The organism is Variovorax sp. PvP013 (genome assembly GCF_050435945.1).
In the GTDB taxonomy this organism is placed as follows: Bacteria; Pseudomonadota; Gammaproteobacteria; order Burkholderiales; family Burkholderiaceae_C; genus Variovorax.
In genome coordinates this window covers 38,385-63,199 of sequence record NZ_JBNDLF010000013.1, presented here as the reverse complement: position 1 = coordinate 63,199, position 24,815 = coordinate 38,385, and the positions used below count along the sequence as shown (strand labels likewise).

At 73.1% G+C, this 24,815-nt stretch carries 20 protein-coding genes; 12 read left to right on the top strand and 8 right to left on the bottom strand.

Annotated features, from left to right (window positions below; genetic code table 11):
- Positions 1–116: 116 nt before the first annotated feature.
- Complete coding sequence (locus tag ABID77_RS21235) at positions 117–1,538, bottom strand: PLP-dependent aminotransferase family protein (RefSeq protein WP_429600274.1); 1,422 nt, start codon at positions 1,536–1,538, stop codon at positions 117–119.
- 101 nt (positions 1,539–1,639) lie between these two features.
- Here ABID77_RS21235 and ABID77_RS21230 point away from each other — a divergent pair, with 101 nt between their 5' ends.
- Genes ABID77_RS21230 through ABID77_RS21205 form a run of 6 tightly spaced genes read left to right on the top strand, consistent with a single transcriptional unit; the run spans position 1,640 to position 6,847 of the window.
- Positions 1,640–2,239, top strand: coding sequence for a LysE family translocator (locus ABID77_RS21230; protein ID WP_429600271.1), 600 nt, complete (start codon positions 1,640–1,642; stop codon positions 2,237–2,239).
- Entirely contained in the window at positions 2,236–3,222 is a 987-nt protein-coding gene (locus ABID77_RS21225) for a DMT family transporter (RefSeq protein ID WP_429600268.1), read from the top strand. The genes ABID77_RS21230 and ABID77_RS21225 overlap by 4 nt, the downstream gene beginning before the upstream one ends.
- Positions 3,219–4,457, top strand: coding sequence for a PLP-dependent aminotransferase family protein (locus tag ABID77_RS21220; RefSeq protein WP_429600266.1), 1,239 nt, complete (start codon positions 3,219–3,221; stop codon positions 4,455–4,457). Before ABID77_RS21225 ends, ABID77_RS21220 begins: the two co-directional genes overlap by 4 nt.
- Before the next feature lie 20 nt (positions 4,458–4,477).
- Complete coding sequence (locus tag ABID77_RS21215; RefSeq protein WP_429600264.1) at positions 4,478–5,119, top strand: glutathione S-transferase family protein; 642 nt, start codon at positions 4,478–4,480, stop codon at positions 5,117–5,119.
- Positions 5,120–5,135: 16 nt separating this feature from the next.
- A complete protein-coding gene (locus ABID77_RS21210) occupies positions 5,136–6,116 on the top strand; it encodes a PhzF family phenazine biosynthesis protein (RefSeq protein ID WP_429600261.1) in 981 nt (326 codons plus the stop codon).
- Positions 6,117–6,130: 14 nt separating this feature from the next.
- A complete protein-coding gene (locus ABID77_RS21205; RefSeq protein ID WP_429600258.1) occupies positions 6,131–6,847 on the top strand; it encodes a VOC family protein in 717 nt (238 codons plus the stop codon).
- Between the two features lie 177 nt (positions 6,848–7,024).
- Here the strand turns inward: ABID77_RS21205 and ABID77_RS21200 are convergent, their stop codons facing one another.
- Entirely contained in the window at positions 7,025–10,651 is a 3,627-nt protein-coding gene (locus ABID77_RS21200; RefSeq protein WP_429600255.1) for an autotransporter outer membrane beta-barrel domain-containing protein, read from the bottom strand.
- 222 nt (positions 10,652–10,873) lie between these two features.
- On the opposite strand from ABID77_RS21200, the gene ABID77_RS21195 reads away from it, so the two are divergent.
- Positions 10,874–11,548 (top strand): histidine phosphatase family protein, encoded by a 675-nt coding sequence (locus ABID77_RS21195; RefSeq protein ID WP_429600252.1) that lies wholly within the window; start codon positions 10,874–10,876, stop codon positions 11,546–11,548.
- 37 nt (positions 11,549–11,585) lie between these two features.
- Here the strand turns inward: ABID77_RS21195 and ABID77_RS21190 are convergent, their stop codons facing one another.
- The 3 genes from ABID77_RS21190 to ABID77_RS21180 form a co-directional block, all read right to left on the bottom strand.
- Complete coding sequence (locus tag ABID77_RS21190) at positions 11,586–11,834, bottom strand: GlsB/YeaQ/YmgE family stress response membrane protein (RefSeq protein WP_429600249.1); 249 nt, start codon at positions 11,832–11,834, stop codon at positions 11,586–11,588.
- Positions 11,835–11,899: 65 nt separating this feature from the next.
- Positions 11,900–13,585 carry a response regulator gene (locus tag ABID77_RS21185; protein ID WP_429600246.1) on the bottom strand — a complete coding sequence of 562 codons (1,686 nt, stop codon included), beginning with the start codon at positions 13,583–13,585 and terminating at the stop codon, positions 11,900–11,902.
- 1 nt (position 13,586) lies between these two features.
- Complete coding sequence (locus ABID77_RS21180) at positions 13,587–15,110, bottom strand: ATPase domain-containing protein (RefSeq protein ID WP_429600244.1); 1,524 nt, start codon at positions 15,108–15,110, stop codon at positions 13,587–13,589.
- A gap of 133 nt (positions 15,111–15,243) precedes the next feature.
- Between ABID77_RS21180 and ABID77_RS21175 the strand changes: the two genes are divergently transcribed.
- Positions 15,244–15,873 carry a YbhB/YbcL family Raf kinase inhibitor-like protein gene (locus ABID77_RS21175; protein WP_429600241.1) on the top strand — a complete coding sequence of 210 codons (630 nt, stop codon included), beginning with the start codon at positions 15,244–15,246 and terminating at the stop codon, positions 15,871–15,873.
- Between the two features lie 28 nt (positions 15,874–15,901).
- On the opposite strand, the gene ABID77_RS21170 is transcribed toward ABID77_RS21175, so the two are convergent.
- Both ABID77_RS21170 and ABID77_RS21165 read right to left on the bottom strand, forming a co-directional pair.
- On the bottom strand, positions 15,902–16,777 hold the full coding sequence (locus tag ABID77_RS21170) for a creatininase family protein (RefSeq protein ID WP_429600238.1): 876 nt from the start codon (positions 16,775–16,777) through the stop codon (positions 15,902–15,904).
- Positions 16,778–16,787: 10 nt separating this feature from the next.
- A complete protein-coding gene (locus ABID77_RS21165; RefSeq protein ID WP_429600235.1) occupies positions 16,788–17,726 on the bottom strand; it encodes a LysR family transcriptional regulator in 939 nt (312 codons plus the stop codon).
- 103 nt (positions 17,727–17,829) lie between these two features.
- Between ABID77_RS21165 and ABID77_RS21160 the strand changes: the two genes are divergently transcribed.
- The gene (locus ABID77_RS21160) at positions 17,830–18,840 is read left to right on the top strand and encodes a zinc-binding alcohol dehydrogenase family protein (RefSeq protein WP_429600232.1); all 1,011 of its coding nucleotides are present in this window, start codon (positions 17,830–17,832) and stop codon (positions 18,838–18,840) included.
- Positions 18,841–18,871: 31 nt separating this feature from the next.
- On the opposite strand, the gene ABID77_RS21155 is transcribed toward ABID77_RS21160, so the two are convergent.
- Positions 18,872–20,203: a PQQ-dependent sugar dehydrogenase gene (locus tag ABID77_RS21155; RefSeq protein WP_429600229.1), complete on the bottom strand. Its 1,332-nt coding sequence runs from the start codon at positions 20,201–20,203 to the stop codon at positions 18,872–18,874.
- Positions 20,204–20,459: 256 nt separating this feature from the next.
- On the opposite strand from ABID77_RS21155, the gene ABID77_RS21150 reads away from it, so the two are divergent.
- The 3 genes from ABID77_RS21150 to hemE all read left to right on the top strand — a co-directional run bounded on the left by ABID77_RS21150 (position 20,460) and on the right by hemE (position 24,725).
- Positions 20,460–22,682: a protein-disulfide reductase DsbD family protein gene (locus ABID77_RS21150; protein ID WP_429600226.1), complete on the top strand. Its 2,223-nt coding sequence runs from the start codon at positions 20,460–20,462 to the stop codon at positions 22,680–22,682.
- A gap of 191 nt (positions 22,683–22,873) precedes the next feature.
- On the top strand, positions 22,874–23,566 hold the full coding sequence (locus ABID77_RS21145) for a redoxin domain-containing protein (protein ID WP_429600223.1): 693 nt from the start codon (positions 22,874–22,876) through the stop codon (positions 23,564–23,566).
- 55 nt (positions 23,567–23,621) lie between these two features.
- On the top strand, positions 23,622–24,725 hold the full coding sequence (gene hemE, locus ABID77_RS21140) for a uroporphyrinogen decarboxylase (RefSeq protein WP_429600220.1): 1,104 nt from the start codon (positions 23,622–23,624) through the stop codon (positions 24,723–24,725).
- Positions 24,726–24,815: the final 90 nt, after the last annotated feature.

Here is a 24,815-nt window from a genome sequence, read left to right as displayed (position 1 = left end):
TGTATCTCAGTAATACTTAAAAGCTACTTTTATCACCGAAATACGGTCGATCGATCTTCTGTGAAAAAGTACCAAAAAGTTTTCATTTGCTTCGATGCCGGGGTTTCACTCCCTTCTCAGGCACTTTTCCGCAGTTTGCCGAACACCTTCCAGAACGTCGCGTCCTGCGCCGTCGCGAAGTTGATCCGCATCAGCGTGCCGGGCGTGCGGGCGGCGTGGAACAGCGAGCCCGGCGCCAGCAGGTAGCCCTGGTCGAGCATGCGCTGGGTCAGGGCGTCGGTGTCGACGCCGGTGTCGACCCAGCCGAACAGGCCGGCGGGCTCGGACGCGAAGCGGCAACCGTGCGCCAGCGCCAGCTTGACCGTGCGGGCGCGCGCGCCGTCGAGCCGCGCGCGCACGCGCTCGACGTGCCGGCGCAGCTGGCCCTGGTCGATGCACGAGGCCAGGGCGCGCTCGAACAGCGCCGGCGTGGTGAGCGTCGTCAGCAGCTTGGTCTCCAGCAGCCGGCCGCACAGCGCGGGGGCCGCCGCCATGAAGCCGACGCGCCAGTTGGGCGCCAGGATCTTGGCGAAGCCGCCGACGTAGATCGTGCGCCGCAGGCCGTCGAGCGCGCACAGGCGCGTGGCGTGCTCGGGCGCGAGGTGGCCGTAGGTGTCGTCCTCGACGATGTGGAAGTCGTATTGGCCGGCGAGCTGCAGCACGCGGTGCGCGCTGCCCGGCGTGAGGCTGTGGCCGGTCGGGTTGTGCAGCACGCTGACGCTGACGAAGAGCTTGGGCGCGTGGGTCTCGCAGTAGCGCGCCATCACGGCCAGGTCGGGACCGTCGGCGCGCCGGGGCACCGGCAGCACGCGCATGCCCAGCGACTCCAGCCGCGCGAACTCGATCGCCCAGCCGGGCTCCTCCACCATCACCGGATCGCCCGGGCGCAGCAGGGTGCGGCTGACGACGTCGAGCGCGTGGGTGGCGCCCACGGTGGTGACGATCTGCTCCGGCGCGGCCGGCACGCCGATGCCCGCGAGCTTCTGCGACAGGCTGCGCCGCAGCGCCGTGTCGCCGGCCGGCTCGCCGTACTGCAGCGACAGTTCCTGCAGCGCGCGCGTGCCGGTCAGGCGCCGCAGCGCCGTCGGCATGAAGGTCGAGTCCATCCAGTCGGGCGGGAACACGCCCATGCCGGGCTGCGGCTTGTCGCTCTGGCGGTGGAACATGCCGCGGATGAGCGAGCTGGCGTCGGCCGGCAGGCGCGCGGGGATCGTGGCGGCGGCGGCGGCAGCGCGGGCGCTTTCGCCGGACGCGCGCGCGGGCTCGCGCACCGTGTCGCGCACGTAGAAGCCGCGCTGGCGCCGCGCCTCGACCAGCCCCTGCGCGAGCAACTGGTCGTAGGCCGCGACCACCGTGTGCGGGCTCACGCCCTGCTGGCGCGCGCACTCGCGCACCGAGGGCAGCCGCGCGCCGGGCGCGAGCAGGTGCGTGCGGATGCGCTCGGCGAAGCGTTCGGCCAATTGGGAGGTAAGCGACTGGCTGGCGGTGCGGGTGAGCATGGAAGCGGCGATCTGTGTCTGGCGACGGACCCATACAGTTCACGCCTGTGTGCCGCGAACTGTACCGGTACTGTAATGGTCGAGAGTCTAGAGTGCGGGGCATGGACTGGCAAGAATTCACCGCGCTGCTGGTGCTGGCCACGGCGATGAGTTTCTCGCCCGGACCCAACACCACGCTCTCCACCGCCCTGGCCGCGAACGGCGGCCTGCCGCGCGCCATGCGCTTCGTGCTGGCCGTGCCGCTGGGCTGGACGCTGCTGCTGGCGCTGTGCGCGATGGGCCTGGGTTCGCTGCTGGTCGCCGTGCCCGCGCTGCGCTGGACGGTCAAGGCGGTCGGCATCGGCTACCTGCTGTGGCTGGCGGCCAGGCTCTCGCGCGGCGGCGCGCTCGGTGCCGTCGACGCCGCCCGGCTCGACGTCGGCTTCGCGCAGGGCGTGATGCTGCAGTTCCTCAACATCAAGGCCTGGCTGCTGTCGCTCACGCTGGTGGCCGGCTGGATCGCCGGGCAGGCCGACGCGCTGCACCGCTTCGCCGTCGTCGCGCCGGTGATGGCGGCCTATGCCTTCGCCAGCAACTTCGCCTATGCGCTGGTCGGCGCCCTGCTGCGCGGCTGGCTGGCGCGGGGCCGACGCCTGCTGTGGTTCAACCGCGCGATGGCGTCGCTGCTGGTGCTCACGGCGGCCTGGATGGTGCGCGCATGACCACCGGAGAGCTCCTCACCACGCCCGCCCTGCCCCTCGGCATGAAGCGCGAGACCCTCGGCCTGTGGCTGGGCTTGCTCGGCGTGGCGATCTTCGCGGTCACGCTGCCGATGACGCGGCTGGCCACCGGCACGCAGGCCGCGCCGCAGCTCTCGCCGTGGTTCGTGACCTTCGGCCGCGCCGCGCTGGCCGGCGTCCTGTCGATCGCCGTGCTGGTCGCCCTGCGCGCGCCGCGCCCGCGACGCCACGAGTGGGCGCCGCTGGCCTGGGCGGTGCTGGGCAACGCCATCGGCTACCCGCTGCTGCTGGGCCTGGCGTTGCGCGTGGTCACGGCCAGCCACGCGGCGGTGGTGACGGCGCTGCTGCCGCTGGCGACGGCGGCGATCGCGGCACTGGTGCTGCGCCAGCGCGCGCGGCCGGGCTTCTGGGTCTGCGCCGTGGCCGGCAGCATGCTGGTGGTCGCGTTCTCGGTGCTGCGCGCCCGCAGCCACGGCAACGGCTTCGGCTTCGAATGGGCCGACCTGCTGCTGGTGGGCGCCGTGCTGGCGGCGTCGCTCGGCTACATCCAGGGCGCGCGGGTCACGCCGTCGCTGGGCGCCGAGCGCGTGATCTGCTGGGTCTGCGTGCTGGCCCTGCCCGTCACGCTGCCGGGCACGCTGCTGACCTGGCCGGCGCGGCCGGTGGCCGCCTCGGCCTGGGCCGGTCTGGTCTACGTCGGCGTGTTCTCGATGTGGATGGGCTTCTTCGCCTGGTACCGCGGCCTGGCCATGGGCGGCGCGTTGCGCGTGAGCCAGGTGCAGCTGCTGCAGCCGTTCCTGTCCATACTGGCGGCCGTGCCGTTGCTGGGCGAACCGCTGGAACCGGTCACGCTCGGCTTCGCGCTCGCGGTGGTCGCCACCGTGGTCGCCGGCCGGAAACTGGCATCGCCCCGAACCGCCCCTTCGAATCCCCGTTCCCGATCCTCCAAGGACCCTTCGCCATGACAAACTGGAAACTGGCCGCCCGCGCCGACAAGATGAACCCCTCGGTCCTGCGCGAGATCCTCAAGGTCGCCGAGCGCCCGGGCGTGATCAGCCTGGCCGGCGGCCTGCCCTCGCCCGCGACCTTCCCGGTCGCCGCCTTCGCCGCCGCCTGCGCGACCGTGCTCGCCAACGACGGCGCGGCCGCCCTGCAGTACGCCGCCAGCGAGGGCTACGGCCCGCTGCGCCAGGCGGTGGCCGACATGCTGCCGTGGGAGGTCGACCCGGCGCAGGTGCTCATCACCACCGGCTCGCAGCAGGGCCTGGACCTGGTGGCCAAGGTGCTGCTGGACGCCGGCAGCCGCGTGCTGGTGGAGACGCCGACCTACCTCGGCGCGCTGCAGGCCTTCTCGCCGATGGAGCCGCAGGCCGTGGCGGTGGCCAGCGACGACGGCGGCGTGATGGTCGAGGACATGGTCGCCCGGGCCCGCGGCGCGGCCGGCGAGGAGGCCGCGCGCTTCATCTACCTGCTGCCCAACTTCCAGAACCCGACCGGCCGCACCATGGACGAGGCGCGCCGCGCCGCCGTCTCGGCCGCCGCCGCGGCGGCGAACCTGCCGATCGTCGAGGACAACCCCTACGGCGAGCTGTGGTTCGACGAGGCCCCGCCGCTGCCGCTGACCGCCCGCAACCCCGAGGGCTGCATCTACCTCGGCTCGTTCTCCAAGGTGCTGGCACCGGGCCTGCGCCTGGGCTTCCTGGTGGCGCCCAGGGCGATCTACCCGAAGCTGCTGCAGGCCAAGCAGGCGGTCGACCTGCACACGCCGATCTTCACGCAGCGCATGGTCGCCGAGGTCATCAAGGACGGTTTCCTGGAACGCCACGTGCCCACCATCCGCGCGCTCTACAAGCGCCAGCGCGACGCCATGGTGGCGGCCCTGGAGCGCGAGATGGCCGGACTGGACGTGACGTTCGACGCGCCCGTGGGCGGCATGTTCCTGTGGGCGCGCCTGCCCGAGGGCATCGACACCACGGCGCTGCTGCCGCTGGCGGTCGAGCGCAACGTGGCCTTCGTGCCCGGCGCGCCCTTCTACGCCGACGGCCACGGCGACACGCGCACCCTGCGCCTGTCGTTCGTGACGGCCACCGTCGAGCAGATCGACGTCGCCATCGCCGCCCTGGCCGAGACCCTGCGCGAGCAGCTGGCGCACCTCGCCGCCGCGCGGGTGCGGCGCGAGCTGGCCGACAGCGTCGCCTGAGCCGTCGGGACAGCGACGCCATGCTCAACATCTGGGGCCGCATCAGCTCGATCAACGTGCGCAAGGTGGTCTGGTGCGCGCAGGAGCTGGGGCTCGACTTCCAGCGCACCGAGGCCGGCGGGCGCTTCGGCATCGTGCGCACGCCCGAGTACCTGGCGCTCAACCCCAACGCCCTGGTGCCGTGCATCGACGACGGCGAAGGCGCGGCGCGCCGGGTGCTGTGGGAGTCGAACGTGATCGTGCGCTACCTCTGCGCCACGCACGCGTCCGGCACGCTCTACCCCGAGCCGCTGGACGCGCGCTTCGATGCCGAGCGCTGGATGGACTGGCAGCAGACTACGCTGAACCCGGCGAGCGGCGGCGCCTTCAAGCAATGGATCCGTACGCCGGCGGCCGAGCGCGACGCCGCCGCGATCGAGCGCTCGGTCACGGCCACCGAGCCGCTGTTCGCGTTGCTCGACGCCCACCTCGCCACGCGGCCCTTCATGACCGGCGACGCCTTCACCATGGCCGACATCCCGCTGGGCTGCGAGGCCCATCGCTGGTTCGGCCTGCCACCGGCCGCCTACACCCGGCCGTCGTGGCCGCACGTCGAGCGCTGGTTCGCCGACCTGAAGGCGCGCTCGGGCGCGCGCGGCGTGCTCGACCTGGCGCTCGAATGACGAGAAAAGACGAAAGATGACCCCCTCGACAGCCTCCCGCCCCTTCCAGCAGATCGACGTCTTCACCGCCGTGCCCGGCCACGGCAACCCGCTCGCGGTGGTGCTCGACGGCGCCGGCCTCGACGACGCGCGGATGCAGCGCTTCGCCAACTGGACCCACCTCTCGGAGACCACCTTCCTGCTGCCGCCGACCGATCCGGCGGCCGACTACCGGGTGCGCATCTTCACGCCCGGCGCCGAGCTGCCCTTCGCCGGCCACCCGACCCTGGGCAGCTGCCACGCCTGGCTGGCCGCCGGCGGCGTGCCGAAGTCGCCGGGGCGCATCGTCCAGCAGTGCGGCGTCGGCCTGGTGACGCTGCGCCGCGAGGCGGTCGATGGCGTCGATGGCGCCGGCCGGCTGGCCTTCGCCGCGCCGCCGCTCGCGCGCACCGCGCCGAGCCCGACCCTGCTGGCGCGGGTCGCCCGCGCGCTCGGCCTGGAGGCGGCGCGCATCGTCGCTGCGCAGCAGCTCGACAACGGTCCGGTCTGGCTCGGCCTGCTGCTGGAGGACGCCGAGGCCGTGCTCGCGCTGCAGCCCGACCACCGCGCGCTCAAGGCGCTGGGCATGAAGGTCGGCGTGGCCGGCCTGCACGCGGCGGCCGAGGCGCCCGCGCTGCTGCGGCGCTCCAACCGCGAGGCGCGCGCCTTCGCCGGCGGCGCCGGCGTCGCCCGGTCGGTCCCCGACGCCGCGACCGGCGCGTCGGCCGACCGGCCGGCGCTGGAGGTGCGCGCCTTCGCCGCGCCGGTGGGCGTCGACGAGGACCCGGTCACCGGCAGCCTCAACGCCAGCCTCGCGCAGTGGCTCGTCGCCGACGGCCACCTGCCCGATCGCTACGTGGCCGGCCAGGGCCAATGCCTGGGGCGCGACGGCCGCGTGCACGTCGCGCGCGACGCCGACGGGCAGGTCTGGATCGGCGGCGACGCGGTCACCTGCATCGAGGGCCGCGTCCACCTCTGAGCCGCGCCATCACCATGCACACCGCCACGCCCGTTCCCGCGTCCGCGCGCGTCGACCACCTCGTCGTCGCCGCCCGCACGCTCGACGAGGGCGTGCGGTGGTGCGAGGCCACGCTGGGCGTCGTGCCCGGACCGGGCGGCGCGCACCCGCTCATGGGCACGCACAACCGGCTGCTGTCGATCGCGACCGAGGCCTTTCCCCGGGCCTACCTGGAGATCATCGCCATCGATCCGACGAAACGGCCCGCGCGCGAGCCCGGCCAGCACCGCTGGTTCGACCTCGACGACGCGACGCTGCGCGCCGGCCTGGCGCGGCACGGGCCGCGGCTGATCCACTTCGTCGCCCGCGTCCCCGACGCCCGCGCCGCGCTCGACGCGCTGGCCGCCGGCGCCACGCACATCGATCGCGGGCCGCTGGTCGAGGCGTCGCGCGACACGGCGGCCGGCCGGCTGACCTGGCGGATCAGCGTGCGCGACGACGGCCAGCGACTGTTCTACGGCGCGCTGCCCACGGTGATCGAGTGGGGGCCGGTGCATCCGACCGACACGATGGCCGCGTCGGGCGTCGCGCTGCGGACGCTGCACGCCCGCCATCCGCGCCCCGCCGTGCTGCGCGAGGCGCTCGACGCGATCGGCCTGGCGGGCGTCGCCGTGCAGGCCGGCACGCCCGACCTCGTGGCCGTGCTGCACACGCCGCGCGGGCTCGTCACGCTCGAATCCCAGGGCCTCTAGCCAGCGGCGCCGGTCGCCACCGGCACGCGCGGGACCCGCCGTCCGAAACGCGAGGACGGCGACCGGGCCCGCGCCCGACGCCGTCTTCCTTCGCCGTCCCGACCGGCGTCCGCCCGCGACCGCCCGTGCCATGCGGCGCGGCGCCGGTCCCGGGCGGCCCGGTGGCCCGACTCGGCCTTACCAGCGTGCCTTCACGCCGATCGAGCCCTGTACGCCGCTCCTGACGCGGGTGTCGCCGCCGGCCGAGAACAGCCGGCCGACCTCGCCGTAGACGCTCCAGGTGCGGCCGAGCGCCAACGTGCTGCCGACGGCCGCCTCGGCCCAGGTGCCGCCGGTGCGGGTGGCGATGTCGGTCGACGCGGCCGGGCCGACGAAGCGCGCGATGTCGGTGCCGTGGGTGGCGCCGTAGACGTTGACGCGGCCATAGGGCTGCAGCAGGCCGGCGGACGTCGTCATCTCGCCCTTCACGCGCACGCCGGCACGGGCGATCCAGCCGTTGCCGGCGTCGTGCTGCACGGTGGCGCCGGAGATGGCGGTGTCGTCGAGGTCGATGCGCTGGTGGATCAGCTGCACCTGCGGCTCGATGCGCCAGCCGCGGCCGAGGGCGAAGGAACGGCCCGCCTCGATCGAGGCCAGCAGGCTGTCGCCGCGCACCGGCGCCGTCGCGTTGCCCAGCGGCTCGGCGTTGACGCGGTGGTTGCCGGCCTGCAGCACGGCGTCGGCATAGAAGCCCGAGGCGTTCATGTAGGTGCCGTAGAGGCCGAGGTAGCGCGAGCGCAGGTCGTTGCTGCCGACGCCGCCCCAGGTGCCGCCGGCGAAGCCGCTGGTGGCCACGCGGCCGTCGAGCTGGCCGACGTAGATACCGGCGCGCCAGTCCTTGCCCGCGAGCAGGTCGGTGCCGACCTGGAAGCCGTCGACGCGGCCCCGGCTCGACGGGTCGACGGTGCCCTGCTGGCGCACGTCGATGCGGGTGGAGACGACGCGGCCCCAGGCGTTGCGGCGCTTGCCGTCGGCATCGGTGGCCGTGCCGGTGGCGGCGGCCATGCCGGCGGGCTCGTCGCCGATGCGCTGGTGCAGGTTGCCCAGCATCGCGAGGTCGGCCTGGCGCAGCTGCTGCGGCAGCGCGGCGAACAGCGGCACCTCGGCGCGGTAATTGGGCACCGTGGCGCCCGCCGCGGCCGCGAGTTCGGGCCGGACGGTGGCCGACAGCGTGCTGTCCTGCGACGCGCCGGTGGTGGGCGCGGCGGGCGTGACCGGGGGCGTCGGCGTGGTGACGGGCGTCGTGGGCGTGGTCGCCGGCGTCGTGGGCGTGGTGACCGGGGTCGTCGTCGGCGTCGCGGGCGTCGTCGGCGCGGTGACCGGCGTCGTGGGCGTGGTCACCGGCGTCGTCGGCGTGGTGACGGGGGTCGTCGGCGTCGTCACGGGCGTCGTCGGCGTGGTGACGGGCGGCGTCACGACGGCCGGCGCGCTGGAGCGCAGGTACCAGCTCTCGCCCGCGCCGCTGGCGTCGGCCGCGTGCAGGGTGTAGGCGTAGGCACCGGCGTCGACGTGGCCGCCGGCCAGCGCGAAGGCGCTGCGGGTGGTCTGGGCGGTGGTGGTGGCGCCGTTGCGGGCGGCGACGATCTCGATGCCGTTGCCGGTGGTCAGCGCGCCCAGGCCGCCGAGGTTGGTGACCTGCACGGTGGTGCGGCCGCTGGCGCTGGCGCCGGCGCCGTCGAGCACCAGGCGGTCGCTGACGCTGGCGCTGGTGCCTAGGGCCGTGCCCAGGCGCAGCGTGCCGCCGTTGCCGACGTAGGCGCCGGTCACGGTCAGGTCGGTGCCCGGCGTGGCGCCCAGGACCGAGACGGTGCCGCTGTTGGACAGCGAGGCGACGCGCTGGCTCAGGCCGGCGAGGTCGAGCGTGGCACCCACGGCCACCGCGTGGGCCGAGGCCGCGCTCAGCGTGTAGGCGGCGCCGGCCTTGAGCGTGCCGGCGTCGATGGCGGTGGCGCCGGTGTGGGTGTTGGCGCCCGAGAGCACCAGCGTGCCGGTGCCGGTCTTGACGAGGGCGCCGCCCGTGCCGCCGGCCGCGCCGCCGTCCTGGATCGCGCCGGCGATGGCGTCGTCCCGGTTCAGGCCGCCCAGGGTCAGGGTGCTGCCGCCCAGGCGCACGTCGCCCGCGCCGTCGAGCGAGCCGATGGCCGTGGCGGTGGTGCGCGAGACGTCGACGACGCCGGCGTTGGCGACCTTCAGGTCGGCCAGCGTGGTCGTGCCGCCGCCCACGCGCAGGCCGGCGCCCGTGGCGACGCGGACGTCGCCGGTGCCCAGCGCGCCGGTGGTCTGCATGTCGATCAGGCCGGCGCGCAGGTCGGTGCCGCCGGAGAAGCCGTTGGCCGCCGTCAGTTCGAGCGTGCCGGCGCCGGTCTTGACCAGGCCCTGGCTGCCGCCGCGCTCGCCGATGGCGCCGGACTGGCGCACGCTGCCGGCGTCGACGTTGAGCGTCGCGGTGCCGGTCAGCGTGATGGCGTTGGCGATCCGCGCGACGCGGGCGGCGTCGTAGTCGAGGGTGGTGCCGCCGGCCAGCGTCAGGCCGCCGGTGCCCAGCGCGCCGTCGTTCGCCACACGCAGCGTGCCGCCCTCGACCGTGGTGCCGCCCGCGTAACCGTTGGCGCCCGACAGCGTGAACACGCCCGGGCCGTACTTGACGATCCGGCCATCGGCCGCGACGCCCGGCACGCCGGCGTCGGAGATCGTGCCGGCGAAGTCGCCCACGCCGGTGCGCAGCGTGCTCGAACCCAGCACGATGGTGCCGTCGCCCAGCAGTGTGCCGACGGTCTCGGTCAGGTGGGGGCGCAGGAACACCATGCCCGGCAGATGCACCTGGGCGCCGGTGTCGGGGTGGATCAGGTCGAAGCCCTGGCTGCGGATGGTGACCGTCGAGGTGTCGGCGATCTGCTCGCTCTGCAGGAAGGCGACGCTGGAGGCGCCCTGCACCAGCAGGTCGCCGGCGATGGAGGTAGCGCCGCCGGTGCGCGCGAGGCCCAGCACGGTGCTGCCCTGCACGGTCGTCAGGCCGGTGTAGGTGTTGGACTTGCCGCCGACGAAGTCGAGGTCGCCCCAGTACCGGGCCGAGGCCGGGGCCTCGATGGTCAGACCCCGGGTGCCCGAGACCACGCCGCCCAGCTCCAGCAGGTAGGTCACCGACGAGGCCGGCGAGACGAAGCGGATGGTCGGCGTGCCCGCGCTGTCGAGCTTCACGTCGCCGTCCAGGCGCAGGCTGCGCTGGGCCGCCGCCGGGGTGCTGTCCAGGTCCAGCGGCGCGACGGTGAAGTCGCCCTTGACGACGACGTCGTTGGCCAGCGTCGCGCCACCGCGCAGGGTGCCGCCGTTGATCGTCAGCGTTCCGGTGCCCAGCGAGCCGGCGTGCGTCACGGCCAGGGTGCCCTCGTCGAGCACGGTGCCGCCGGTGTAGGTGTTGGCGCTCGTCGCGGCGGGGACGTCGCGGCCCAGGACCAGCGTGCCGGCGCCGGTCTTCACGATGCCGCCGCTGCCCGAGATGAGGCCGGTCTGGTTGGCTTCGGCGCCTGGCGTGGCGACGCGCAGGGTCCAGGTGGACGGGGCGGTCGTGACGATGGCGTCGGCGCGCATCTCACCGTTCGTGTACGGGATGTCGTGCGCGCCAGCGCTCGCCGCGACGGCCAGCGCGCCGGCGAGCACCAGCGCCGAACGCATGCCATGACCGTGACCGCATGCACGGTCGATCTCCGAAATCGCCACCCAAGCGCCGAGGGCCTGATTCCACACGCTACGATAAGACTTGTTCATTACATGCGCTCCTGAAGCTGTTGGGAAGTCACTCGGTTTGGCGCCGAACAACCAAACCTAAGGTGTTAATCTGAAAGTATTCATTGTTTCAGATTGAACACATTTGATTTACTTTGGTAACAACTTCAGGAGGCGAGCGTGATGTAAGCCACGACGGTGCGTGGGCCCGACCCGTCACTGCGGCGACCGACGCGCAACGACGGGGTCTTCAGAATCCCCGGCATGGGAACCCTCTATCTCGTGCGTCACGGACAGGCCAGCCTCGGCGCGGCCGATTACGACCAGCTAAGCGCGCTCGGCCATCGCCAGGCCGTGCGCCTGGGCGAGCATTGGAGGGAGCGGGGGATGCGCTTCGACGCCGTGATCACCGGCACCCTGCGGCGCCACGGCCAGACCTGGGACGGCATCGCCGAGGGGCTGGGGCTGTCGACGCGCGAGGCGACGCCCTGGCCGGGCCTGAACGAATACGACAGCGACGCCGTGATCGCCGCCCTGGAGGCCGGTCCGCTCCAGAAGCCCGACACGCCCGAGCTCTACCGGCGCCACTTCCGCCTGCTGCGCGACGGCCTGGGTCGTTGGATGGAGGGACGCATCGCTCCGGCGGGCATGCCCAGCCACGTGGACTTCCTCGCCGGCGTGACGGGCGCGCTCGACCACGTGCGCGAGCACCACCACGGCTCACGCGTGCTGGTGGTCTCCAGCGGCGGGCCGATCGGCATGGCGGTGGCCCACGTGCTGGGCGCCGGGGCGGCGGCCGCCATCGAACTCAACATGCGCATCCGCAACACCGCCGTGACGGAGTTCGTGGTCACGCCGCGCCGCCATGCGCTGCTGACCTTCAACACGCTGCCGCACCTCGACGCGGCCGCGTACGAGGACTGGGTGACCTACGCCTGAACGGGCGCGATGCGCGATGCGCGGAGCGGGACCCGGTTCAGCCGCGACCCTTGACCATGCCCCACAGCACCAGCAGGACGATCGCGCCGACCACCGAGGCGACGAAGCCCGCGCCCTGGGCCGCCGTGTACCAGCCCATCGCCTGGCCGACGTAGGTCGCGCCGACCGAGCCGAGCACGCCGATCACGGTGGTGACGATGAAGCCGGCGGCGTCGTTGCCCGGCTTGAGCGCGCGCGCGACGAGGCCGACGACGAAGCCGATCAGGATGGTCCAGACGATGTGCATGGTGGAAGGCTCCGGATGAGGGGTGGGTTGCCTGAAGAAGGAAAGTGGGACGGCCGGCTCGCGCCTCACAGCACCGCGGCCTGCTCGGGCAGGGCCTTGGCCACCGCGTCGGCCAGCGTGGAGATGTCGAAGGGCTTGACCAGGATCGACTGGGTGCCCAGCACCCGGCCGACCTGCGCCATGTCGGCATAGCCGGTGGCCAGGATCACCGGGATGTCGCCGACGAGTTCACGCGCCCGGGCGATGACCTCGGCGCCGTTGAGACCGGGCATGGCGTAGTCGACGACCAGCAGGTCGTGCTGCCCGGCGCCCAGCGCCTTCAGCCCGCTGGCGCCGTCGGCCGCCTCGGTGACGACGTAGCCCAGCAGGGACAGGCTCTCGACGATCGCGCGCCGCACCTCGGCGTCGTCCTCGATCACCAGCACCTTGCGGTGCCGGGCGTCGCTGGCGCCGGATTGCGGACGGCCGCCGTCGATCACGGCGTCGGCGCGCTCGTTCGAGGCCGGGAACAGCATCTCGACGGTGGTGCCGACGCGCTCCTCGCTGCGCAGGGCCGTCATGCCGCCGGACTGGTGCGCGAAGCCGTAGACCTGGCTCAGGCCCAGACCGGTACCGCTGCCCACCGGCTTGGTGGTGAAGAACGGATCGAACACCTTGCTCAGCAGGTGCGGCGCGATGCCCATGCCGGTGTCGGCGACCGACACCACGACGTGGTCGAGCGCCGGCCGCGCGCCGTCGCCGGCGGCCACCTGGCGCAGCTGCGTCGAGACGGTGAGCGTGCCCCCCGTGGGCATGGCGTCGCGCGCGTTGACCGCGAGGTTGAGCACCGCCATCTCCAGCTGGTTGGCATCGAGCAGGGCCCAGGCCGGCTCCTCGCACAGCCGCAGCTCGACGCGGATGGCCGGGCCGACGGACACCGCCACCAGCTCGCGCATGCCGTCGAGCAGCGCGTTGACGTCGGTCAGGCGCGGCAGCAGCGACTGGTTGCGCGCGAACGACAGCAGCTGGCCGGTGAGCTTGGCGCCGCGTCCGACCGCGCCCTTGGCGCGCGCCGCGATGCCCAGCACCTTCTCGTCGCGGGCGATGCGCGCGACCAGATCGAGGTTCATGTTGACGACGTGCAGCAGGTTGTTGAAGTCGTGCGCGATGCCGCCGGTGAGCCGGCCGATGGCCTCCATCTTCTGCACCTGGATCAGCGCCGCCTGCGCCCGCTCGCGCTCGGCGATCTCCGCCATCAGCCGATCGTTGGCGCCGGCGAGCTCGCGCGTGCGCGCGGCGATGCGCTCCTCGAGCTGGGCGTTGAGACGCTCGACCTCGGCGCGGGTGTCCTCCAGCTGGTGCAGGTTCATCCGCGTCGCGTACTGCCGCTTGCGGGCCCGCACGGCCGCGTCGACGGCGCGCGCGAGCGTCTCGGTGTGCACCGGCCGCTCCAGCACGAAGGCGTTGCCCAGCGTCTGCAGCAGGCGCAGCGCCTGGCGCGAGCGCGCGCCGGCCTCGCGCGAGGCCAGCACGATGAACGGGAAGTCCGACCAGCTCGGCTGCGCGGTGAGCCAGGTGCGCAGCGGCTCCTCGGGCAGCTTTAGCAGCGATTCCTCGGTGACGATGGCGGCGGCGGCGCCCTGGTCGAGCTGGGCGATCAGTTGCTCGGCCGAGGTGCAGATGACGGCCACGAGCTCGAGGCCGTGGAGCAGGCGCTGGATGACGTCGGCATCGCGCCCGCGCGGTGCGTGGATGAGGACCCGGCGCTCCACCTCAGGCTCCGGCGTCGTGCGGCGACGGATCGCCCAGCATCGCGATGCTGCCGCGGTAGGCCGGCACGCCGCTGAGGACCCCCTCGAAATCCGTCAGCGCCGGACCGACCTCGATGCCGCCCTGACCCAGGCGGAATTCGCGGATGGTCAGTTCGTGCCGGCTGACGCGGCTCTTGACCACGGAGACGGCCTTGAGCAACTGGCCGCGCGCCTCGAAGAAGCGGAACAGCACGATTGCGTCGGACAGGTAGCTCAGGTCGAGATCGCTGCGGATGTCGCCGATGACGCCGTGCTGGCCCAGGATCAGCAGGGTGGTGGCGCCCTGCTGGTTCAGGAAGCTCAGGAGCTCGTGCATCTGCAGCAGCAGGAACTTGGCGCCGGGCATGGCCTGGAGGTAGGCGTTGAGGCTGTCGATGACGACGGTGCGGGCGCCGCGCTCCTGCACGGCGTCGCGCACCATGTTGGAGAACTGGCCGGCCGACGTCTCGGCCGGGTCCAGCAGCAGCACCTCGAGCTGGCCGCTGGCGATGTACGCCTCGATGGGCAGGCCCAGCGCGGTGCAGCGCTGCATCAGGGTGCCCAGACCTTCGTCGAACAGGTAGTAGGACGCCTTCTCCCCGCGGTGCAGCGCCGCCACCACGGCCGACATGGCGGTGGTGGTCTTGCCCACGCCCGAAGGCCCCATGAACAGCGTGTTGCTGCCCCGCGCGAGTCCGCCGCCGAGCAGCAGGTCGAACGCCGACGTGCCCGTCGAGACCATGGAGGCGACGAATTCGCGGCGGTGCTCGGAGGCGACCAGCCGGGGGAACACCTGGATGCCGCCGGTGTCGAGCACGACGTCGTGCTCGCCGCCGCGATAGCGAACGCCGCGCATCTTGACGATGCGCAGGTGGCGGCGCACCGGGCCGTACTCGCCCGTCACCTGGTCGAGCCCCAGCACGCCGTGCGCGATGCTGTGGAGCTGCAGGTCGCCGCCCTGCGCGCTCTTGTCGTCGAGCAGCAACACCGTGCACTGGCGCGAGGCGAAGAAGTGCTTGAGCGCCAGGATCTGCCGGCGATAGCGCAGCGGGTCCTGGGCCAGCAGGCGCATCTCCGAGAGGCTGTCGAAGACCAGCCGCGTCGGCGAGAGCTTCTCCACCGCCGTCATGATGCCGCGCACGGTCTCGCCGAGCTCGACCTCCGAGGGGTAGAGGATCGATTGCTCCGCCGAGGCGCTCAGGCCCTCCTCGTTGACCAGCTCGAACAGGTCGATGCCGTCGAGCGACCAGCCGTGCGAACCGGCGACGATGCGCAGTTCGGCCGAGGTCTCCGACAGCGTGACGTACAGGCTGCGTTCACCCTGCGCCTGGCCTTCGAGCAGGAACTGCAGGCCCAGGGTCGTCTTGCCGGCGCCGGGCGTGCCTTCGACCAGGTAGAGGTGGCCGCGCGGAAAGCCGCCGCCGAGCACGTTGTCGAGTCCGTCGATGCCGGTGGCCGCCCGGGGTTGGGGTGGCGGGGTGACCTGGGAAGCGGCGGGATTGGGCATCGGGACGGATACTTTCGGATGGCGGAGGGAAACGGAATGATCCCGCGGTCACGCATTCTGCCGACGCGCCCGGCGATCGGCTGTCCTGCCGATTCCTACATACGGCAGGACAAAGGCGCGATATACCGCAGTAATGCTCGAAAAACTCCCTGACGTCATCGGCCACGCCCTCCACAACGTGCGCGCCGGGCTCGACGCGATCGTCTTCAACACGCTGGGGCTGCGCCAGGGAATGGCGTCCGTCGCCGTCACCAGCCTCGCCTTCGCCGACCATGCGCCGCTGCCGGCGCGCTACACCGCCGACGGCGCGGGCGTCTCGCCGCCGCTGCAGTGGAGCGGCCTGCCCGTGGGCACGGTGTCGGTGGTGCTGCTGGTCGAGGACGCCGACTCGCCCACGCCCAGCCCGCTGGTGCACGCCATCGTGGTGGGCCTGCCCGCGACCGACGGCGCCCTGGCCGAAGGGGCGCTGCCCAGCCCCGATCACGAGGAGACCGAACTGCGCGTCGGGCGCAACTCGTACCTGCAGGCCGGGTGGCTGCCGCCCGATCCGCCGCCGGGCCACGGCGTCCACCGCTACGCCTTCCAGGTCTACGCGCTCGACGTCGCGCCGCCGTTCACCGACACGCCCGGGCGCGACGAGGTGGTGGAGATGCTGCAGGCCCACGCCATCGCGAGCGGCCTGCTGATCGGCACCTGCGAACGCCCGGACGGCTCGATCAGGATCGGCGAAGAAACCCCGGCCGGGCCGCTCGCGGCGGCCTGATCCGTCGTCGCCTCGCCGGGCCCGGGATTCAGCCGGGTCGACCGGACGCCGATGCGCGCGGCGTCCCGATCATGTCCAGCGGCAGGCGCGAGACCTCGGCCAGCAGCAGGGCCAGCTGCGTCGCCGCGGCATCGACGACCGCGCGACCGAGATCGGGCCTCGCCGTCGCCGCGTCGCCGGCGGCACCGTCGGCGTTGTAGTCCTCCATCGCCCAGCCCAGCTTGGCGCTGCGACCGTCGCCCAGCAGCGGGTAGTGCGCGGCCCGGTCGCGCGAGGCCGACGGGAAATTCCGTGCCGCCGACATGTCCACCAGACCGGGCTGGAGCGCCAGCATCATCGAGGTCTCGATCCGGCCGGCGTGCACGCCGAAGCGATGCTCGTCGGCGCCGAACGCGGCGCCCGCCTCGCCCAGCGGCAGATTGAACCAGCTCGCGCCGTAAACGATCAGCCCGTGCGCGATGCGTAGCTCGCGCGCCACGACGTCCATGGCTCCGACGTGCCCGCCGTGCGCGTTGAACAGCACCAGCTTGCGCACGCCAGCGCGTGCCACGCCGGCGCCGATGTCCTTCCACAGCCGGATCAGCGTCTGCGAGGACAGCGTGAGCGTGCCGGGAAAGTTCGCGTGCTCCGGGCTCAGGCCGATCGCCTGCGTGGGCAGGAACAGCACCGGCAGGTCCGCCGGCAGCAGCGGCAGCGCGGCGGCGACGATGCCGTCGACCAGCATCGAATCCACCCCCAGCGGCAGGTGCGGCCCGTGCTGCTCGGTGGCACCCAGCGGCAGCACGGCGACGGTGGTCGCGGGGTCGAGCGCGGCGAAGTCGGGGCTGGCGAGCTGCGACCAGAAGCGGCGCGGCGAGGCGGGAGGCGCGGGAGCGGCGAGATCGGAAGCGGGAGCGGCGGTCATGCGCACGATGTTAGGCCGACCCCGCACCGACGTCGGTGCCCCGGCGTGGCGGATCCGCCGCCGCGAACCGCGCCGCCAGGAATTCGACCAGGGCGCGCACCCGCGCCGGCACGAAGCGGCCGCTGGGCAGCAATGCGTGCAGCGGATAGGGGTCCGTGTCCCAGTCGGGCAGCAGGCGCACCAGCGTGCCCGCCGCCTCGTCCTGGCGCACGTCGAGTTCGGACTTGAAGGTGATGCCGCGCCCGGCCAGCGCCCACTGACGCGCGAGCGACGCGTCGTCGGCGACGCGGTCGCCGTCGACCCGCACCGCCGTCCACTGGCCCTGCCTCAGGAAGCGCCAGGTGCGCTGGTGCCGGCCGTTGCGGTGGAACGTGAGGCAGTTGTGGCGCTGCAGGTCCTGCGGCGTGCGCGGAGCGCCGTGCGCGGCGAGGTAGGCGGGCGAGGCCCACAGCCGGGGCCGGCTCGTCGCCAGCGGCCGCGCCACCAGCCGTGAATCGGCCAGCGGCCCGTAGCGCACGGCGACGTCGACATCGTCGCGCAGCACGTCCAGCGGCCGGTCGCCCACCGACAGCGCGAGCCGCACGCCGGGATGGGCGTCGAGGAAGTCGTCGAACCACGGCAGCAGCGTGCCGCGCGTGAGGTCGGAGGGCGAGGCCACGCGCACCGTGCCGACCAGGGCTCCGCCCTCGGCCGCGACCTGCGACTCGCCCTCGGCGAGCAGGTCGAGCGCGCGGGTGGCGTAGTCCAGCAGGGTCTGGCCCTGCGGTGTCAGGCGCATGGCGCGCGTGGAGCGCTCGAACAGGCGGGCACCGAGCCGGGTCTCCAGCCGCTTGAGCGCCGCGCTCGCGGCGGCGGGCGTGAGGCCGAGCGCGCGGCCGGCGGCGCTCAGGGTGCCGCCGCGCGCCGTGAGCACCAGCACCCGCAGGTCCGCGAGATTGTCAATCTTCATTTGAAACTGATGCCTTTCGGGGCCAGCTTATCAAGCCGTGCCAGGGCGTCTAGAGTGACGGCATCCTCTTCGTCCGTTTCCTTCCTCCTTCAAGGATCACCCCATGAAAGCCATCGGCTACCACCAGTCCCTGCCCATCGACGACCCGATGTCGCTCCAGGACCTGACCCTGCCCGACCCCGTTCCCGGTCCGCGCGACCTGCTCGTGCGCGTGGCCGCCGTGTCGGTCAATCCGGTCGACACCAAGGTGCGCCGCAATGCCGCGCCGGAAGCCGGCCAGGCCAAGGTGCTGGGCTGGGACGCCGTCGGCACCGTGGAGGCCGTCGGCGCGCAGGTGACCGGCTTCCGGGTCGGCGACCGCGTCTACTACGCCGGCTCGATCGTGCGCCCCGGCGCAAACTCGGAGCTGCATTTGGTGGACGAACGCATCGCGGCGCGCGCCCCGGCGAGCCTCGACGACGCGCAGGCCGCCGCCCTGCCGCTGACCAGCATCACCGCCTGGGAGCTGCTGTTCGACCGCCTGGGCGTGCCGCAGGGCGGCGGCGCCGGCCGGACGCTGCTGGTCGTCGGCGGCGCGGGCGGCGTGGGCTCGATCCTGATTCAGCTCGCGCGCCAGCTGACGCAGTTGCGCGTGGTCGCCACCGCCTCGCGGTCGGAGACGCGCCAGTGGTGCCTGGATCTGGGCGCGCACGCCGTGATCGACCATTCGAAGCCACTGGCAGAGGAGCTGAAAACGGCGGACATCGGCGAGGTCGACCTGGTCGCCAGCCTGACGCAGACGCTGCAGCACTACGCGCAGATCATCGAGAGCCTGAAGCCGCAGGGCAGGATCGGCGTCATCGACGACATGCCCTTGCTCGACGTCATGCCGCTCAAGACCAAGTGTCTGTCGCTGCACTGGGAGATGATGTTCACGCGCTCGCGCTTCGAGACGCCCGACATGGCCGAGCAGGGCCAACTGCTGGCCGAGGTCGCTTCGCTGGTCGACACCGGCCGCGTCCGCACCACCGTCGGCGAGCACTTCGGGACCATCGACGCGGCCAACCTGCGGCGCGCCCACGCCTTCGTCGAAAGCGGCAAGGCGCGCGGCAAGGTGGTGCTGGCGGGCTTCTGACGGCCCGTCCGCCCGACCGGTCCCCGTCGACTTACTGCTTCGACACGCGCCAGACGGCGTTGCCGACGTCGTCGGCCACCAGCAGGGCGCCGGACTTGTCCAGCGTCACGCCCACCGGCCGGCCCTGGGCCTTGCCGTCGGCGCTGAGGAAGCCGGTCAGCACCTCGACCGGCTTGCCCGCCGGCTTGCCGCCGATGAAGGGCACGAACACCACGTTGTAGCCCGACATCGGCTTGCGGTTCCACGAACCGTGCTGTCCGATGAAGGCGCCGTTGGCGAACTCCGGCGGCATGCCGCGCGGATTGGAGAAGGTCAGGCCCAGCGCGGCGACGTGGGTGCCCAGCGCATAGTCGGGCGCGATGGCCTTGGCGACCATGTCCGGACGCTGCGGCTGCACGCGGGCGTCGACCGTGCCGCCGTAGTAGCTCCACGGCCAGCCGTAGAAGCCGCCGTCCTTGACCGAGGTCAGGTAGTCGGGCACCAGGTCGCTGCCGATCTCGTCGCGCTCGTTGGCCACGGTCCACAGCACGTTGCTGTCGGGCTCCCAGGCCATGCCGTTGGGGTTGCGCAGGCCGCTGGCGAACAGGCGCTTCTGGCCGCTCTTCGTATCCACCTCCCAGATCGCGGCGCGGCCTTCCTCGGCCTGCATGCCGTTCTCGCCGATGTTGCTGTTGGAGCCGACGGTGACGTAGAGCTTGGCGCCGTCGCGGCTGGCGATGACGTTCTTCGTCCAGTGGTGGTTGATGCCCGCGGGCAGGTCGGTCACCTTGACCGGCGCGGCGGTGCTGGTGGTCTGGCCGTCGGCGTAGGGCACCTTCACCAGCGCGTCGGCGTTGGCGATGAAGAGTTCGCCGTTCACCAGCGCGACGCCGAAGGGCGAATTCAGCCCCTGGATGAAGACGCTGCGCGTCTCGGCCACGCCGTCGTTGTTGGCGTCGCGCAGCAGGGTGATGCGGTTGGCGCTGGGCACCTCGGCGCCGGCCCGCTTCATGACGAGACCCTGCACCACGCCCTTGGCCTTGTCGAACAGGCCCTTCTCGGCCTGCGGCGCGCCCGGCTCCTTGGGCGGCTTGTTGCTCTCGACGACCAGCACGTCGCCGTTGGGCAGGGTGTAGACCCAGCGCGGGTGGTCGAGGCCACGGGCCAGCGCCACCACCTTGAAGCCGGAGGCCGCCGTCGGGCCGGCGGTGTCGGTCCAGCCGCTGGCCTCGGCGATCTTCAGCGTCGGGATCAAGGTCTTGTTGGGCGCGGGCAGTTGCGGGTTGGGGCCGACGCCGGCCTCGAAGGGCAGCTTGGCGGTCTCGCCGCAGGCGACCATCATCAGGGCGGCGAGCGGGATCAGGCAGAGGCGGGGGAGATTCATGACGGATGTCCTTTCAGGCAGGGCGGCCCGGGCAGGCGCGCGACAACGATTGGAGAAAAGCATGGTCGAGCCGGCGCCGGCGCCCTGTCGGCTGCCGGCGCATCGTGGCGTGGGCGATCCGGGAGGGGTGCGGGAAGGCGAGGGAGCGCCGCGGATGCGCGTCGGCGCGCACGGCCCTTACCATCGACCTCGCGGTCCGGCGGCGCGTTCAGGAGTCCCGGAACCCTCCGGCCGCCCAGATGCTCCGAATGCCGGCATGCCACGCTACCGCCTTCCCCACGCCCTCGCGGGCTTCCTGCTCCTGCTGACGCTCGCCCTGAGCGGCATCGCGTCGCCGGCCATGGCCCAGGCGTTGTCGACGACGCGCGCCGCGCCGGCCTCGTCGGTCGTCACGACGCCGCATGTGCGCGCCGAGCTGGTCGCCCTGGCGCCCGACGGCGTCTCGCCCGGAGCGCCGGTGCAGGTCGGCCTGCGCATCACGCACCAGCCCCACTGGCACACCTACTGGAAGAACGCCGGCGATTCCGGCCTCCCGACGGAGCTGGCCTGGACCCTGCCGCCGGGCCTCTCGGCGGGCGAGGTCGCCTGGCCGGTGCCGAGGAAGATCCCGATCGGCACGCTGGCCAACTACGGCTACGAGGGCACGGTGCTGCTGCCGGTGCCGCTGACCGTGGCGCCGGACTTCGCGCCGCCGGCCGCGCTGGCCGGCGCGCCGTCGGTCGACATCCGCCTGAAGGCGGCGTGGCTGGTGTGCCGCCAGGAATGCATTCCCGAGGAAGGCGAGTTCGTGCTGCGGCTGCCGGTGCGAGGTTCGACGGCGCTGGACGCGGGCGCCTTCGACGCCGCGCGGGCCGCGCAGCCGGTGGCGCTGGCCGCGCCGGGCCGCGTCGAGATCGACGGCGCCACGCTGCGCATCCGGCTCGACGGCCTGCCGCCGGAGGCGCGTGGCCGGTCGCTCGAACTCTTCCCCGAGACCGCCGACGTGATCCGCACCGCCGCGACGCCGCAGCAGTCGTGGGATGGCGAGCGCTGGAGCGCGACCGTGCCGCTGGCCGACCACCGCAGCGCCAGCCCCGCCGAGATGCCGGTCGTGGTGGCGCTGGCCGAGACCGACCGCCGCGACGGCGCGCCCATCGCCTGGCGCGCCGTCGCCCCGGTCGCAGGCGCCTGGCCGGCCACGGCGACGCCGGCCGCGGTCCCGCCCGCGCTGCAGGCGGCGCTCGCGGCCAACGCCGCCGCGCCATCGGCGCCGGCCCCCGCCCCCGTTCCCGCCGGCGGCTTCGTCGTCGCGCTGCTCGGCGCCCTGCTCGGCGGCCTGCTGCTCAACCTGATGCCCTGCGTGTTCCCGGTGCTGGCGATCAAGGTGCTGGGCTTCGCGCGCCATGGCGGCGACCGCGCCGGCCACCGCCGCGCCGGTCTGGCCTACACCGCCGGCGTGCTGCTCTCGTTCCTGGCGCTGGGCGCAGCCATGCTGGCCCTGCGCGCGGCCGGCGCGCAGCTCGGCTGGGGCTTCCAGCTGCAGTCGCCGGCGGTGGTGGCGGCGCTGGCGGCGCTGTTCACGCTGATCGGGCTGAACCTGGCGGGATTGTTCGAGGTGCGCGTGCCCGGCGTCGCCTCGCTCGGCGGCGTGCGCTCGGCGCATCCGCGCGTCGACGACTTCCTCTCGGGCGTGCTGGCGGTGGTGGTCGCCTCGCCCTGCACCGCGCCGTTCATGGGCGCTTCGCTCGGGCTGGCGATCGGCCTGCCGCCGGCGCAGGCGCTGATGCTGTTCGCGGCGCTGGGCCTCGGGCTCGCGCTGCCCTACCTGGTGGCGAGCTTCGTGCCCGCCGTCGCGCGGCGGCTGCCCCGGCCGGGCGCCTGGATGGACACCCTGCGCCGGCTGCTGTCGTTCCCGATGTTCGCCACCGTCGCCTGGCTGGTCTGGGTGCTGGGCCAGCAGAGCGGCATCGACGGCGCCGGCGCGCTGCTGGCGCTGCTGGTGTGCCTGGCCGCGGTGGCCTGGGCCTTCACGCTGCGCGGGCGCGCCCGCCTGGGACTGGCCGGCGCCCTGCTGGCCGTCACGGCGCTGACCGTGGCCACGATCGGCGGCAACGTGGTGCGTCCGGCCGAAGCGCCCGTGGGGACGACCGGCGTCGCCGGCGCGCGCTGGCAGCCCTGGTCGGCGCAGCGCGTGGCCGAGCTGCACGCGCAGGGCCGTCCGGTGTTCGTCGACTTCACCGCCGCCTGGTGCGTCACCTGCCAGTACAACAAGCAGACGACGTTGGCCGACGCCGGACTGCTGGCCGAGTTCGACGCCCGTCGCGTCGCCCTGCTGCGCGCCGACTGGACGCGCCGGGACCCCGCCATCACCGCCGCCCTGGCCGCCCTGGGCCGCAGCGGCGTGCCGGTCTACGTGCTGCAGGCGCCGGGACGCGCGCCGGTGGTGCTGACCGAGATCCTGGGCCGCGACGAGGTGCGCGCGGCATTGGGGGCGCTGTGAAGGCTACCCTCCGTGGCGGACGACCGCGAGAGCCCGCCCATGACCGCGCAGGCCGGCGCGTCGCCCCGACCCGTCGTCCGCGCCATGACCCCATGTCCATGTCCGCCGGGCGGCTTGCCGGGCACGCGCGAGCAAAGCGTTCTAAGCTGCGGCCGTCACTCGATTTATCGACTTTCTGGAGTCTTCAAGTCATGCCCTCCCTGTCCTCGTCCGCCGCCCGCTCGGCGCAGATCGCCCGCAACGCTCAGGCCGCGCTCACCCGGGCCTCGCGCCGCGCCGTCATGGCCGCCGCCGTCGCCCTGGGCGCGACGCTGCTGGCCGCTTCGCCGGCGCACGCGCTGCCCTCGGTCGGCGAGAAGGCGCCCGATTTCGTCGCCACCGACACGCGCGGCGTCGAGCGCAAGCTCTCGGATTTCACCGGCAAGTACGTGGTCCTCGAATGGACCAACCCCGGCTGCCCCTTCGTGCGCAAGCACTACGACAGCGGCAACATGCCCGCCACGCAGAAGGCCGCCACCGCGCGCGGCGCCGTCTGGCTGGCGATCAACTCGACCGAGCGCGCCGCCAGCGACCACCTGCTGCCCGCCGCCCTCGACGAGTGGATGCGCCAGCGCGCCGCCGCGCCGACGGCCGTGCTGCTCGACGAGGACGGCACCATCGGCCAGGCCTACGGCGCGCGCACCACGCCGCACCTGTTCATCATCGACCCCAAGGGCGTGCTGGTCTACGTGGGCGGCATCGACAGCGTGCCCTCGGCGCGCGCGAGCGACATCGCGACCGCCACCAACTACGTCAACCAGGCGCTGGCCGAGGCCTATGGCGGCCGGCCGGTCACGGCGGCGATCACCAAGCCCTACGGCTGCAGCATCAAGTACAAGAGCTGACGCCGGGGTGCCCGCACGGCCGGCGGGCGCGAAAGTCGCCTGCGACAATTCGCCGATGCCCTTCGCCCCCCTGCAAAACGACACCTTCCTGCGCGCCTGCTGGCGCCAGGCCACCGATCACACGCCGGTCTGGCTGATGCGCCAGGCCGGGCGCTACCTGCCGGAATACGTCGCCACGCGCGCCCGCGCCGGCAGCTTCATGGGCCTGGCGACCAACGTCGACTACGCCACCGAGGTCACATTGCAGCCGCTGGAGCGCTTCCCGCTCGACGCCTCGATCCTTTTCTCCGACATCCTGACGGTGCCCGACGCCATGGGTCTGGGCCTGTCGTTCGAGGCCGGCGAGGGCCCGCGCTTCGCCCGTCCGCTGCGCGACGAGGCCGCCGTGATGGCGCTGGAGGTGCCCGACATGGCGCGCCTGCGCTACGTGTTCGACGCCGTGGCGTCGATCCGCCGCGCGCTCGACGGCCGGGTGCCGCTAATCGGCTTCTCGGGCAGCCCGTGGACGTTGGCCTGCTACATGGTCGAGGGCGCCGGCTCCAGCGACTACCGCAAGGTCAAGACGATGCTCTACGGCCGCCCGGACCTGATGCACCGCATCCTGGCGATCAACGCCGACGCCGTGGCCGACTACCTCAACGCCCAGATCGACGCCGGCGCGCAGGCCGTGATGGTGTTCGACAGCTGGGGCGGCGTGCTGGCCGACGGCGCGTTCCAGGAATTCAGCCTGGCCTACACCGCCCGCGTGCTGGCGCGCCTGAAGCGCACCGGCGCCGACGGCACGCCGGTGCCGCGCATCGTCTTCACCAAGGGCGGCGGCCTGTGGCTCGACGCCATGCGCGAACTCGACTGCGAGGTGCTGGGCCTGGACTGGACCGTCGACCTCGGCGCCGCGCGCGCCCGGGTCGGCGAAGGCGCCGGGGCCAAGGCGCTGCAGGGCAACATCGACCCCAACGTGCTGTTCGCGCCGCCGGCGCGCATCGAGGCCGAGGTGGCCAAGGTGCTGGAGCGCTTCGGCCGGCCGCACGCGGACCGCACCACGACCGGGCCGACGCACATTTTCAACCTCGGCCACGGCATCAGCCAGTTCACGCCGCCGGAGCACGTCGCGGTGCTGGTCGACGCCGTCCACACGCAGTCGCGCGCCCTGCGCGGGTGAGGCGGAGCGGGCCGCGCGGACGCCCGAGGCACAGCGCGCCGGCCCTTGCAGGAGACCGGTGAAAAAACCCCCGATTCCGGTTTGTCAAGC

Coding starts and splice junctions, on each gene's coding strand:
- ABID77_RS21155 (WP_429600229.1), bottom strand. CDS start 20,203: ATGAATCTCCCCCGCCTCTGCCTGATCCCGCTCGCCGCCCTGATGATG.
- ABID77_RS21195 (WP_429600252.1), top strand. CDS start 10,874: ATGGGAACCCTCTATCTCGTGCGTCACGGACAGGCCAGCCTCGGCGCG.
- ABID77_RS21150 (WP_429600226.1), top strand. CDS start 20,460: ATGCCACGCTACCGCCTTCCCCACGCCCTCGCGGGCTTCCTGCTCCTG.
- ABID77_RS21145 (WP_429600223.1), top strand. CDS start 22,874: ATGCCCTCCCTGTCCTCGTCCGCCGCCCGCTCGGCGCAGATCGCCCGC.
- hemE (WP_429600220.1), top strand. CDS start 23,622: ATGCCCTTCGCCCCCCTGCAAAACGACACCTTCCTGCGCGCCTGCTGG.
- ABID77_RS21210 (WP_429600261.1), top strand. CDS start 5,136: ATGACCCCCTCGACAGCCTCCCGCCCCTTCCAGCAGATCGACGTCTTC.
- ABID77_RS21225 (WP_429600268.1), top strand. CDS start 2,236: ATGACCACCGGAGAGCTCCTCACCACGCCCGCCCTGCCCCTCGGCATG.
- ABID77_RS21175 (WP_429600241.1), top strand. CDS start 15,244: ATGCTCGAAAAACTCCCTGACGTCATCGGCCACGCCCTCCACAACGTG.
- ABID77_RS21220 (WP_429600266.1), top strand. CDS start 3,219: ATGACAAACTGGAAACTGGCCGCCCGCGCCGACAAGATGAACCCCTCG.
- ABID77_RS21170 (WP_429600238.1), bottom strand. CDS start 16,777: ATGACCGCCGCTCCCGCTTCCGATCTCGCCGCTCCCGCGCCTCCCGCC.
- ABID77_RS21205 (WP_429600258.1), top strand. CDS start 6,131: ATGCACACCGCCACGCCCGTTCCCGCGTCCGCGCGCGTCGACCACCTC.
- ABID77_RS21165 (WP_429600235.1), bottom strand. CDS start 17,726: ATGAAGATTGACAATCTCGCGGACCTGCGGGTGCTGGTGCTCACGGCG.
- ABID77_RS21215 (WP_429600264.1), top strand. CDS start 4,478: ATGCTCAACATCTGGGGCCGCATCAGCTCGATCAACGTGCGCAAGGTG.
- ABID77_RS21190 (WP_429600249.1), bottom strand. CDS start 11,834: ATGCACATCGTCTGGACCATCCTGATCGGCTTCGTCGTCGGCCTCGTC.
- ABID77_RS21235 (WP_429600274.1), bottom strand. CDS start 1,538: ATGCTCACCCGCACCGCCAGCCAGTCGCTTACCTCCCAATTGGCCGAA.
- ABID77_RS21200 (WP_429600255.1), bottom strand. CDS start 10,651: ATGAACAAGTCTTATCGTAGCGTGTGGAATCAGGCCCTCGGCGCTTGG.
- ABID77_RS21230 (WP_429600271.1), top strand. CDS start 1,640: ATGGACTGGCAAGAATTCACCGCGCTGCTGGTGCTGGCCACGGCGATG.
- ABID77_RS21180 (WP_429600244.1), bottom strand. CDS start 15,110: ATGCCCAATCCCGCCGCTTCCCAGGTCACCCCGCCACCCCAACCCCGG.
- ABID77_RS21160 (WP_429600232.1), top strand. CDS start 17,830: ATGAAAGCCATCGGCTACCACCAGTCCCTGCCCATCGACGACCCGATG.